The organism is Longimicrobiaceae bacterium (assembly GCA_035696245.1).
Classification (GTDB): Bacteria; Gemmatimonadota; Gemmatimonadetes; order Longimicrobiales; family Longimicrobiaceae; genus DASRQW01.
The window spans coordinates 1-10408 of record DASRQW010000478.1 but is presented as its reverse complement, the minus strand read 5'-3'; the positions used below and the strand labels follow the sequence as shown (position 1 = coordinate 10408).

At 70.8% G+C, this 10408-nt stretch carries 11 protein-coding genes; 4 read left to right on the top strand and 7 right to left on the bottom strand.

Annotation, left to right across the window (positions count from 1 at the left end):
• Nucleotides 1–333: 333 nt before the first annotated feature.
• A complete protein-coding gene (locus tag VFE05_21505; GenBank protein HET6232666.1) occupies nucleotides 334–1281 on the bottom strand; it encodes a ChaN family lipoprotein in 948 nt (315 codons plus the stop codon).
• A gap of 172 nt (nucleotides 1282–1453) precedes the next feature.
• Between VFE05_21505 and VFE05_21500 the strand changes: the two genes are divergently transcribed.
• Together VFE05_21500 and VFE05_21495 are read left to right on the top strand one after the other, a co-directional pair.
• Nucleotides 1454–2224 (top strand): DUF72 domain-containing protein, encoded by a 771-nt coding sequence (locus VFE05_21500; GenBank protein ID HET6232665.1) that lies wholly within the window; start codon nucleotides 1454–1456, stop codon nucleotides 2222–2224.
• 184 nt (nucleotides 2225–2408) lie between these two features.
• Complete coding sequence (locus tag VFE05_21495; protein ID HET6232664.1) at nucleotides 2409–3632, top strand: hypothetical protein; 1224 nt, start codon at nucleotides 2409–2411, stop codon at nucleotides 3630–3632.
• 192 nt (nucleotides 3633–3824) lie between these two features.
• On the opposite strand, the gene VFE05_21490 is transcribed toward VFE05_21495, so the two are convergent.
• From VFE05_21490 to argH, 3 genes are all read right to left on the bottom strand, one after another.
• A complete protein-coding gene (locus tag VFE05_21490) occupies nucleotides 3825–4022 on the bottom strand; it encodes a hypothetical protein (GenBank protein HET6232663.1) in 198 nt (65 codons plus the stop codon).
• A gap of 232 nt (nucleotides 4023–4254) precedes the next feature.
• Complete coding sequence (locus VFE05_21485; protein ID HET6232662.1) at nucleotides 4255–4875, bottom strand: DUF433 domain-containing protein; 621 nt, start codon at nucleotides 4873–4875, stop codon at nucleotides 4255–4257.
• 127 nt (nucleotides 4876–5002) lie between these two features.
• Entirely contained in the window at nucleotides 5003–6400 is a 1398-nt protein-coding gene (gene argH / locus VFE05_21480; GenBank protein ID HET6232661.1) for an argininosuccinate lyase, read from the bottom strand.
• Between the two features lie 154 nt (nucleotides 6401–6554).
• Here argH and VFE05_21475 point away from each other — a divergent pair, with 154 nt between their 5' ends.
• Nucleotides 6555–6725 carry a hypothetical protein gene (locus VFE05_21475; GenBank protein ID HET6232660.1) on the top strand — a complete coding sequence of 57 codons (171 nt, stop codon included), beginning with the start codon at nucleotides 6555–6557 and terminating at the stop codon, nucleotides 6723–6725.
• 78 nt (nucleotides 6726–6803) lie between these two features.
• Entirely contained in the window at nucleotides 6804–6986 is a 183-nt protein-coding gene (locus VFE05_21470; protein ID HET6232659.1) for a hypothetical protein, read from the top strand.
• An 83-nt stretch (nucleotides 6987–7069) separates the two neighbouring features.
• On the opposite strand, the gene VFE05_21465 is transcribed toward VFE05_21470, so the two are convergent.
• The 3 genes from VFE05_21465 to VFE05_21455 all read right to left on the bottom strand — a co-directional run bounded on the left by VFE05_21465 (nucleotide 7070) and on the right by VFE05_21455 (nucleotide 10247).
• Nucleotides 7070–8326 carry an argininosuccinate synthase gene (locus VFE05_21465; protein ID HET6232658.1) on the bottom strand — a complete coding sequence of 419 codons (1257 nt, stop codon included), beginning with the start codon at nucleotides 8324–8326 and terminating at the stop codon, nucleotides 7070–7072.
• A 200-nt stretch (nucleotides 8327–8526) separates the two neighbouring features.
• Complete coding sequence (locus tag VFE05_21460) at nucleotides 8527–9066, bottom strand: N-acetyltransferase (GenBank protein ID HET6232657.1); 540 nt, start codon at nucleotides 9064–9066, stop codon at nucleotides 8527–8529.
• The gene (locus VFE05_21455) at nucleotides 9066–10247 is read right to left on the bottom strand and encodes an acetylornithine/succinylornithine family transaminase (protein ID HET6232656.1); all 1182 of its coding nucleotides are present in this window, start codon (nucleotides 10245–10247) and stop codon (nucleotides 9066–9068) included. The genes VFE05_21460 and VFE05_21455 overlap by 1 nt, the downstream gene beginning before the upstream one ends.
• Nucleotides 10248–10408 lie beyond the last annotated feature (161 nt).

The following is a 10408-nucleotide window of genomic DNA, read 5'->3' as shown; positions in this document are numbered from 1 at the left end:
CCCCCGCTTCTCTTTGGCGTCTGTCCAACGACGAACGACAGGGTTTGGGCGTGTCCCCGCAAGCGGGGCCGGGCTGCGCGCGCAGTAGGGCACGATACGACTGTGCCCAACTGCGGCAAGCCGGCGGCGGCTCCTCGCCGCCGCACCCTCGCCCTGGATCTCCGCCTACCCTGTATCCGCCCGCCGCCGTCTCGCCCCTCCGGGCGCGCATCCCTCACGTAACGGCGCGCGCGCAACGATTTCCCGATCCCGCTCCGTCGCGGCGTGTAGGGGTGCGATTCATCGCATCCGAAATCGTTACGCCGCAACCATCTACCCGGCGCGCTGCCTCGCCTACGGCTTCGGCGGCTCGACCGCCGCCGGTGGCGCCTGCGTGAACACCACGTAATCCGCCTGCCCCTCCACCGCCGCCGTATCCGCCGCGGCCAGGTCCGGCACCGGCACGGCCGAGATCACCACGATGCGCGCGTTCGGCAGCCGCCTCGCCGTCCGCTCCGCCGTGCCCTGGCGGTGATCGGTGTGGAACGCGCCGTTGAAGTGCACCACCAGCGTTCCCGGTCCGCCGGCCGTGAACGCGACGGCCACGGACTCCGCCATCGTCTCGTCCTTGCTGCACTGCGCCTGGTAGAACCGCTCCGTCATCGCGGCCGCCTCCGCGGAATCTCCGCCCGCGCTCATGCCGCCGTGCCCGCGCATCTCCTCGCCGAAGCGCGTGAAGTACGCATCGCGCGGGCAGCGCACGTCGGCCGCGACCAGCCGCCGCGCATCTCCCCGCAGCGTGTCCAGGGTGACCAGCCCGGAGCGCGCGACCGCCGCCGCGATACGCCGCGGGACGTTGCCGGCGATCACGGGCCAGTGGTGGGTCCGGGCGGCTTCCACCAGCGGCCGATAGTCCGCCGCGTATTTCGGCCACGGGCGCGAGACGGCCAGCATCGCCCGCTCGTCCATCCGCCCGGCGAGGTACGCGTCGACGTTCGGCTGCACGTCGCGCTCGAACATCTCCAGCGCCACCACGATCTTGCCCCGCCGTGCGGCGAGGCCATGCAGCAGCGAGGCTTCCAGCCGGTGCGTCGCCGGGTCGTCGTGCTCCTCGCCGAAAAACGCCACGTCGGCCTGCGCCACCTCGGCCACCATCGCGTCGAACGTGGTGAAGCGGTGCGTCCTCGCATCGTACACCCGGTTCGGCACCGAATCCGCCCCGGCCACCTGCGCGGTGGCCGCGCGTGCCGGAAGCAACAGCGCACCCAGCACGAGCACGAAGAATCGAGGATGATTGCGCATGCTCCAGCCGGTGAGAGGGTGGGGCGAGAATCCGCGGACCCGCATCAGCCAGTCTACCGCCGCTGCCCACAGTGGAAAAGGCTCGAACGCACGGCCATCCACCCGCTGGCCCGGCACTTCCATACCGGCCTTGAACTCACAACGAGACGGGAACCTCCAAGCAGACGACGCGATGCGGGACAATGTTCGGATCGGGTGCGCGGGATGGTCGCTGCCGTCGCGGCACGCGGAGTACTTTCCAATCGAAGGCAGCCACCTCCAGCGATACGCGGAGCGGTTCCTCGCGGTGGAGATCAACTCTTCCTTCTACCGCCCGCACCGGCCGGCCACGTACGCGCGCTGGGCCGCCTCGGTGCCGGACGCCTTCCGGTTCGCGGTGAAGGTGCCCAAGGAGATCACCCACACGCGCAAGCTCGCGGACCCAGCCGAGCCGCTCGCCCGCCTCCTCTCCGAGTGCGCAAACCTCGGCGAGAAGCTGGGCCCGCTGCTCGTGCAGCTTCCTCCCAGCCTGGCGTACGACACAGCCGTGGCACCTGCCTTCTTCGCGCACCTGCGCGAGCGCTTCGCGGGCGCGGTGGTGTGCGAGCCGCGCCACCCCACCTGGTTCACGGAAGATGCGGAGCACATGCTCGTCTCCTTCCACGTCGCGCGCGTAGCCGCGGACCCGGCCCGCGTGCCCGCGGCGGCCGAGCCCGGCGGCTGGCCGGCCACCGTGTACTACCGGCTCCACGGCTCGCCGCGCATCTACTACTCCGCGTACGAGGCCGAGTACCTGGACCGGCTCGCCCTCATCCTCGCCGCCGCCGCGCACACCGCGGACGTGTGGTGCATCTTCGACAACACCGCGCTCGATGCCGCCACCGCCGACGCGCTGGGGACCCTCGCCCGGCTAGGTATTCCAGGCCCCTCCTTCACCTCACCCGGCCCGCCCGATCCTCGCTGATCACCGCGCCTTACCCGTCGCGGAGTGCACCGCCATCCATTCCATCCCTCGCGGATCATCTGTTCACGGGTCCTCCACGCACTACCAATTCAGACAGGATTTTCATTGACCGATTAAACCGCAGGAGCCACCTTTCACTCTCCGCACGTGGCTGCACGACCTCCTCCTTCCCAAGGCAGACACCATGATCCACCGATCTTCCTTCCGCACCGCCGTGCTGCTGCTGGCCGCGGCGCCGCTGCTGTGGGCGTGCTCCGACCCGGTCACGTCCCCGTCGGCTGGCCCCCCCGCCGGCAGCGTACCCCGGCTCACCGTGACGCCCACCAACGCCTTCTCCGCCATCGACGCGGGCCAGACGCACTCCTGCGGCCTCACCGCCGCAGGGCAGGCGTGGTGCTGGGGCCGCAACGCCGCCGGCCAGCTCGGCGACAGCACCGCCGCGACTACCACGGTGCCCGTCTCGGTGCACCAGCCGGCCGGCGTAGCGTTCATGCAGATCACGTCGGGCGCCATCCACAACTGCGCGCTGGACTCGTCCGGCCAGGCGTACTGCTGGGGCTACAACGCAGACGGCCGCCTGGGCGACAGCACGCTCGTGAATCCGCTGATCCCGGTCGCCGTGCTGCCCTTGGGCGGCGTGGCATTCACCACGCTCAGCGCCGGGACCGCGCACACCTGCGGGCTGAACGCGTCGGGCCAGGGCTACTGCTGGGGGAGCAACTCGTCCGGCCAGATCGGCGACAGCAGCGCCATCGGGCCGGCCACGCCTGGCGCCGTGCACCAGCCGGCGGGCGTCGTCTTCTCGTCCATCTCCGCCGGCGGGACCCACACCTGCGCGCTGGCCAGCACCGGCCAGGCGTACTGCTGGGGCTACGGCGGCGACGGCGCGCTGGGCAACAACTCGTTCCTGGGCAGCCGCGTGCCCGTGGCCGTGCAGCAAGGCGGGCTGAGCTTCACCGCGGTCGTCACCGAATATTCGCACACCTGCGCGCTGACCTCCGTCGGCCAGGCGTACTGCTGGGGCCGCAACGACAGCGGCCAACTGGGCGACAGCACGCTTACGAACCGCAAGGTGCCTACGGCGGTGCTCCAGCCGGGCGGCGTGACGTTCGTGTCCCTGGCGACGGGCTCGTCGTACACCTGCGGGCTCACCGCCGCGGGGCAGGCCTACTGCTGGGGCAACAATCAGTTCGGCTCGCTGGGCACCGCGAACACCACCGCGTACCGCACACCCACCGCCGTCGCGCAGCCGGCCGGCGTGATCTTCTCCGACGTACGCACCGGCTCCGGCCACACCTGCGCGCTGGACACCAACGGCCAGACGTGGTGCTGGGGCCGCAACCAGTACTCGCAGATGGGTGACGGCACCACCACCACCCGCACCTCCCCGGTCGCCGTCTCGCACTGACGCGCACCGCTTCCGGAAGCACGAACGCGCCGCCGGTCACGTGACCGGCGGCGCGCCGTTTTCATCAGCAACCTGCACACCTCCCGACCTCAGCTCTCCACTTTCGACCTTGGGACGATCGGAGGGGGACACATCCAACGAGGAACACGGCCTTTCCGCGGAAAGGTCGTTTGCTTCCCAACTTCGGAGCCGTCAGGCAGTAGGCGGAAGCGAGTACATCGTCACTGTTGCGTGCTCGTCCACCTCCAGCACGGTGTTGATCATGTCGAGCGGAGGATCGTGCGCGCACAAGGCCGCGAGCGCGGTGCCGAACAGCTCGATCTGCCGCTCGCGCCGCACGTTGGGGAGGATGACGACGATGCCGGGATGGATCTTCGCCCGCGCGAGCATCGGGCGGAAGTCGTCCTAATTGTTCGTGACGATGGTGAGGTCTTCGTCAAGGATCCGCCGCAGCACCTGCGGGTCCTTAAGCGACGACTAGCCGCGGTGGACGACGTGGTAGGCGACGAACCCGAACCTCTGCGCCACGTCTACGAGGCGCGGCGAGAGGTTCTCGTCGATGAGGAATTGGATCACCGGGCCGTCTGCCCTCCGCGCCCGGCTCTCCCGCCGCCGAAGCGGATCACGGCTCGCCCCCGATCACCACGCCGTCCTTCCAGGGAGCGCGGCGTGGCCGACCCCTGCGGGGGTGCATCTCGGCGTAGAGCAACGCGGCATCCAAGGTTTCCGGCGCGAGCGCGGGATAGTCTTCGAGAAGCTCCTCGCGCGGGGCGCCCTGACGCGCCAGGTCGGCCAGCACGTACACGGAGATGCGCGTGCCGCACACCACGGGCTCGCCGCCGCGCACCTCGGGGTCCGCGACTACGACGGAGCGCGCCTCTTCCACGCGCGCCAGGCGCTCTTGGACGGCCTGCATCTCGGGCGCGACGTTCAGCTCCACGCGTCCCAGGCTCACGGTCCCGCCGCCGTACCAACGCTCGTCCCAGGCGGCAAGCTGCTCGCGCAGCATCCGCTTGCCCTCTGGCGAGAGCAGCCGCCCCAGGTCGTTCCGCACGCGAAGGTACAGGAGGTCGCGGTAGCCCAGCATGCGCCCGCGGTCTTCCCGGCGGCGCGCGGGCAGGGCTTCCACCTCGTCGCGGTCGATGGCCTGGTTGACGTCCTTCTCGGACAGGCCCGTCACGAAAGCCGCCTCGCGAGGCGACACGCCGGGGGTTCCGCCTCTCCGCTCAGTGATGACTGCCATAATTCCTCCTCGCGTTGAGGAGAATATATTCCCAGCCACTCTCCCGGTCAAGATCAAGCAGAAGGGGACCGCGAAAACCTCGCGATCCCCTTCCGATCTCCTCCTATCCAGCGTCCGACAGAAGCTGCTACAACACCGCGCGCAGCTTGGCGATCTGCTCGGCGACGGCCTCGGCGGAGGTGCCGCCCACGCCTGCGCGGGCGGCCAGAGCGGATTCGTGGGAGAAGAGGGAGCCGAAGTCCGCTCCCTCGAACAGCGGGGATACGCGCGTGAAGAACTCCGGCCGCAGCTCGTCGAGCTCGCAACCGAAGTCTTCGGACATGCGGACGAGCTTGCCCACGGCGCCGTGCGCCTCGCGGAACGGCATCCCGCTGCGGACGAGGAAGTCCGCCAGGTCCGTGGCGAGCATGCCCGCATCTACCGCGTCTGCCGCACGGGCGGTGTCGATCTCCATCGTCCGCACGGTGCCGGCGACGGCGGGGAGTAGCGCTTCGAGCGTGTCGAAGGCGTCGAAGAGCGCCTCCTTGTCTTCCTGCAGGTCCTTGTTGTAGCCGGACGGCAGGCCCTTCAGGACCGTCAGCACCGTCGTGAGATCGCCGATCAGCCGTCCCGCCTTGCCGCGCGCCAGCTCCATCGCGTCGGGGTTGCGCTTCTGCGGCATCAGCGACGAGCCGGTGCTGAAGCGGTCGCTGAAACGCACGAAGCCCCACTCCTGCGAGCCGAAGAGGATCAGGTCCTCGCCGATTTTGGAGAGGTGCACGCCCACCATGGCGCACACGAACAGCAGCTCGGCCGTCCAGTCGCGGTCGGACACGGCGTCGATGCTGTTGGCCGTGAGCGCGCGGAAGCCCAGCGTCTCCTGGAGCAGCACGCGGTCCACCGGGAAGGGGCAGCCGGCGATGGCGCCCGAGCCCAGCGGCAGCGTGGCCAGCCGCTCGCGCGCCTGCGCCAGCCGCTCGCGGTCGCGCGCCAGCGGCCACGCGTGCGAGAGCAGCCAGTGCGCGGCGCTCACCGGCTGCGCGCGCTGGAGGTGCGTGTACGCCGGCATCACCGCGTCGCGATGCGCCTCCGCCTGCTCCAGCAGGGCGCGCTGGAGGTCGCGGAGGGCCGCGTCCAGCCGCGACACGGCGCCGCACGCCCAGAGGCGCGTGTCGGTGGCGACCTGGTCGTTGCGCGAGCGGCCGGTGTGCAGCTTGCCGGCGACGTCGCCAGCCTCCTCGTACAGCAGGCGCTCCACGAGCGAGTGGATGTCCTCATCCGGCGCGGCGGCCCAGTCGGCGGCGTTCCACATGGCCAGGCGGGCGGCCACGCGGCCCAGGCCGGCGCGCAGCGCGTCGCACTCGTCGAGGCCGATGACGCGCGCGGCGGCCAGTGCCGCGGCCCACGCCTGGCTCCCCGCGATGTCCTCGCGCCACAGGCGGAAGTCCACCGGCAGCGAGCGATTCAGGCGATCCATCTCCGGCGCGGGGCCGGCGGCGAAGCGGCCGCCCCAGAGGCGGGCGGCGGGCGTGGCGGTCTCAGGCATCGTTCACCCTCTTCGTACGTTGGCGTCCGTTCGCCCCACCCGGCAGAGCGGGCGCGGAGCGGCGTTGCGCATTTCCCGACAGATAATTATCATCCGACAACCCCACCTACCCGTCACCCTCTCGCCGCCGGGAAACCCCATGCAGAGACTTCGCTTGGACGACCTACAGGTCGACAGCTTCGCCACCGTCGGCGAGGCGATTTCGCCCGGGCTCGTGCCTATCACTATCGTCGGCACGAACATGCTTTGCAGCGAGTACGACAGCTGCCGCCCCAGCAACAACAGCTGCATCACCATCTGCGCGGCCGAGCCGGTCACCTACTGACACCGGCGAGCGATCGACGTCCCTCCGGCGCCACACTCTGACCGCCGATTTCCTCGATCTCCACCCGAACGGAGCAGCATGCGCAAACTCCACCTGGACGACCTGGCGGTAGAGAGCTTCAGCACGACCAAGGCAGGCGATGCGATCCACGGCACGGTCGCGGGCTTCGATGCGATGAGCCGCCGCAGCATCGAGTTCTGTCCCGTGAGCGGCACGACGTGCGAGTACACCTGCGCCACCTGCCCCATCCCCTGCGGCTGAGCGCCTGACGCGCGTCGTTTCGGCGGCGCGCGACTCGCGGCCGGTGCGCCCTTCTCGCGAGGGACGCACCGGCCGCTCGCCGTTCAGTCGGCCGCGACGTCGGTGACGTAGCGGGGGGCGCGGGCGGCCTTCGCCAGCTGCTCCTCGCGCTGCTTGAGCGCGGCGACGCGCATGGGCAGCCCGTACAGGCGGATGAAGCCCGCGGCGTCGGCCTGGTCGTAGACGTCGTCCTCGCCGAAGGTGACGAAGCGCTCGTCGTACAGCGAGAAGGGGCTGGTGCGGCCGGCCACGGTGTGCTGGCCCTTGTACAGCTTCATCTTGACCTCACCCGTCACGCGCTGCTGCGTCACGTCCACCAGCGCGTCCATCGCCTCGCGCTCGGTGGTCCACCAGCGGCCCTCGTACACCAGGTCGGCGTAGCGGGGGGCGATCGCGTCCTTCAGCGCCAGCGTGCGGCGGTCGAGCACGAGCTGCTCCAGCTCGCTGTGCGCGGAGTAGAGGAGCGTGCCGCCGGGCGTCTCGTAGATGCCGCGCGACTTCATCCCCACCAGCCGGTCCTCCACGAGGTCGATGCGGCCCACCCCGTGCAGCCCGCCGATCTCGTTCAGCCGCTCCAGCAGCGCCACGGCGCCCAGCGTCTCGCCATCCACCGACACGGGGTAGCCGTTCTCGAAGCCGATGGTGACGTAGTCGGCCTTGTTGGGCGCATCCTCGGGCGAGCGGGTGAGCAGGAAGAGGTCTTCCGTGGGCTCGTACGCCGGATCCTCGAGCGGACCGCCCTCGTGCGACACGTGCCACAGGTTGCGGTCGCGCGAGTAGATCTTCTCCTTGGTCGCCGTCACGGCGATGCCCTTCTGGGCCGCGTAGTCCAGCGCGTCCTCCCGCGAGCGGATGTCCCAGTGGCGCCACGGGGCGATCACCGACATCTCCGGCGCCAGCGCGGCGAAGGTCAGCTCGAAGCGCACCTGGTCGTTGCCCTTGCCGGTGCAGCCGTGCGCGAGCGCGGTGGCGCCCACCTGCCGCGCCACCTCCACCTGCCGCCGGGCGATGATGGGGCGAGCCATCGACGTCCCGAGGAGGTACTTCCGCCCGTAGACGGCACCCGCGCGCAGGGTGGGCCACACGAACTCGGTAAGGAAGCCCTCGCGCAGGTCCTCCACGTAGCACTCGCGCGCGCCCGAGGCGATTGCCTTGGCGACCAGCCCGTCCAGCTCCTCGCCCTGGCCCACGTCGGCAGCCACGCAGACCACGTCGGCGCCGTAGTTCTCCTTCAGCCACGGCACGATGATCGAGGTGTCCAGCCCGCCCGAGTACGCGAGGACGACGGTGTTGCTCTGCATGGCCCTGTATCTCCTGTCCCGTGGTTCGCCGGACTGATGGTTGACTCCGCCTGACCTCTATCCCCGCATCGGCATCCCGACCCTCATCTTCTCTCGACCGAGACGATCCATCCGCCTCGCGTCAAATCCCCCGCCGTACGTCCCCTCTCCCACGCGGTTGTGGGAGAGAGTGGCGGGTCTCAGGCCGCCGGGTGAGGGCCCTAAACCTCCTTCACCACCGCGATCTCGTCGCAGGCGTGCAGCTTGGAGCAGCTGCGGCAGTCGGCCCACACCTTTTGCGGGAACATCTCCTTGGGCACGGTGCGGTATCCGAGCTTGTGGAAGAAGCCGTCCTGCAGCGTGAGCGCGAAGAGCGTCCCGATTCCGTGCGCGTGCGCCTCAACCTCCAGCTGCTGCACGATCTTGCGGCCGACTCCCAGCCCGTGCGCATCTTCCGATACCGCCAGCGAGGCGACCTCGGCCAGCTGTGGCGTGTAGACGCGCAGGGCGCCGCAGCCCAGCACCTTGCCGTGCGCGTCGGTGGCGACCACGAACTCGCGGAAGCCGCGGCACAGGAACTCGAGCGTCTTGGGCAGCATGAGCCCGCGCGCGGCGAAGCCGTTGATGAGCGGCTCCACCTGGAGCATGTCCGCCACGCGCGCCTGGCGCGTGATCACGGCTGCCGCGGCGGCCGTGCGTCCCGGCGCGTAGTCCACCGCCGCGCCCCCGGCGCCTACGGCATAGGTGGAATCCATCAGCATCAGAGCGCCTCCTCCAGGATCTCGACTCCCCGCACGAGCTCGTCGTCCGTCGCGACCAGCGGCGGGACGACGCGCACCACCGACGGCCCGGCAGTGCACAGCAGCAGCCCCGCCTCGCGGGCGCGGGCTACGACGTCGCCCGCGTCGGCCGCGTCCAGCTCCACGCCCCACATCATCCCCGCGCCGCGTACGTCCTTCACCCGCGCGTTCAGCGACAGCACGCCCAAGCGGTTGGCCAGCATGTGGCCCTTGCGCCGCACCTCGGACAGGAACGACGGCTCGCCGATCTTCCGGCACACCGCCAGCGCGGCGGATGCGACCAGCGGTCCGCCGCCAAACGTGGTGGCGTGGTCGCCCGGCTGGATGGCGGATGCCACGCGCTCCGTCAGCAGCACCGCGCCCATGGGCAGCCCGCCGGCGAGCGGCTTCGCGACCGTGAGCATGTCCGGCGTCACGCCCGCCTGCTCGTGCGCCCACAGCGTCCCCGTGCGCCCCAGCCCGACCTGCACCTCGTCGAAGATGAGGAGCGCGCCGGCCTCGTCGCACAGGTAGCGCAGCGCCTTGAGGAAGCCCGCGGGCACCGGCATCACGCCGCCCTCGCCCTGGATGGGCTCGATGATCACCGCGGCCACGTTGCCGCCGGCCAGCAGCGCTTCCACCTCGCTCACGTCGCCCACGTCGCAGAAGCGCACGCCGGGCACGAGGGGGCGGAAAGGCTCCTGGTACGCCGGCCGGTCGGTGGCGGAGAGCGCGCCCATGGTCCGCCCGTGGAAGCCGCCGCGGAAGGCGACGATCTGCGTCCGCCCGTCCCCGCCCTCGGCGCGGGCCCAGCGCCGCGCGAACTTGAGCGCGCCCTCGTTGGCCTCCGCGCCGGAGTTGCAGAAGAAGACGCGGTCGGCGAACGAGTGCCCGGCCAGCCACTCCGCCAGCTCGGCTGCCGGGCGCGTGCTGAACAGGTTGGAGGCGTGGATGAGGCCGCTGTCCAGCGCCTCGCGGATGGCGTCCGCCACGTCCGGGTCGCCGTAGCCCAGGGCGTTCACGGCGATGCCGGCCGTGAAGTCCAGGAAGCGCCCGCCGTCCTCGGCGATGAGCCACGAGCCCTCGCCGCCGGTGAAGACCGGGCCGGCGGGGCGGTACACGCCCAGCAGCGCCTCGGCGCCGCTCGCGGTGGCAGTCGTCATCTCGTCTCTCCTCAGGCCGTTGCGGCGAAGGGCACAGCCCCCCGCACCCGTGTTCCCGCGCCGCGGTCGCGCAGCATCTCCAGGTCGCCGATGCGCACCGCGCCCACGCCGTGCGCCGCCCGCGACGCCGCGCGGAGCTTGGGCGCCATCCCTCCGTCCGC

What these genes read in the sequence shown, in the direction of transcription:
- VFE05_21505 (HET6232666.1), bottom strand. Translation starts at nt 1,281, where the DNA reads ATGCGCAATCATCCTCGATTCTTCGTGCTCGTGCTGGGTGCGCTGTTG.
- VFE05_21500 (HET6232665.1), top strand. Translation starts at nt 1,454, where the DNA reads ATGCGGGACAATGTTCGGATCGGGTGCGCGGGATGGTCGCTGCCGTCG.
- VFE05_21495 (HET6232664.1), top strand. Translation starts at nt 2,409, where the DNA reads ATGATCCACCGATCTTCCTTCCGCACCGCCGTGCTGCTGCTGGCCGCG.
- VFE05_21490 (HET6232663.1), bottom strand. Translation starts at nt 4,022, where the DNA reads ATGCTCGCGCGGGCGAAGATCCATCCCGGCATCGTCGTCATCCTCCCC.
- VFE05_21485 (HET6232662.1), bottom strand. Translation starts at nt 4,875, where the DNA reads ATGGCAGTCATCACTGAGCGGAGAGGCGGAACCCCCGGCGTGTCGCCT.
- argH (HET6232661.1), bottom strand. Translation starts at nt 6,400, where the DNA reads ATGCCTGAGACCGCCACGCCCGCCGCCCGCCTCTGGGGCGGCCGCTTC.
- VFE05_21470 (HET6232659.1), top strand. Translation starts at nt 6,804, where the DNA reads ATGCGCAAACTCCACCTGGACGACCTGGCGGTAGAGAGCTTCAGCACG.
- VFE05_21465 (HET6232658.1), bottom strand. Translation starts at nt 8,326, where the DNA reads ATGCAGAGCAACACCGTCGTCCTCGCGTACTCGGGCGGGCTGGACACC.
- VFE05_21460 (HET6232657.1), bottom strand. Translation starts at nt 9,066, where the DNA reads ATGCTGATGGATTCCACCTATGCCGTAGGCGCCGGGGGCGCGGCGGTG.
- VFE05_21455 (HET6232656.1), bottom strand. Translation starts at nt 10,247, where the DNA reads ATGACGACTGCCACCGCGAGCGGCGCCGAGGCGCTGCTGGGCGTGTAC.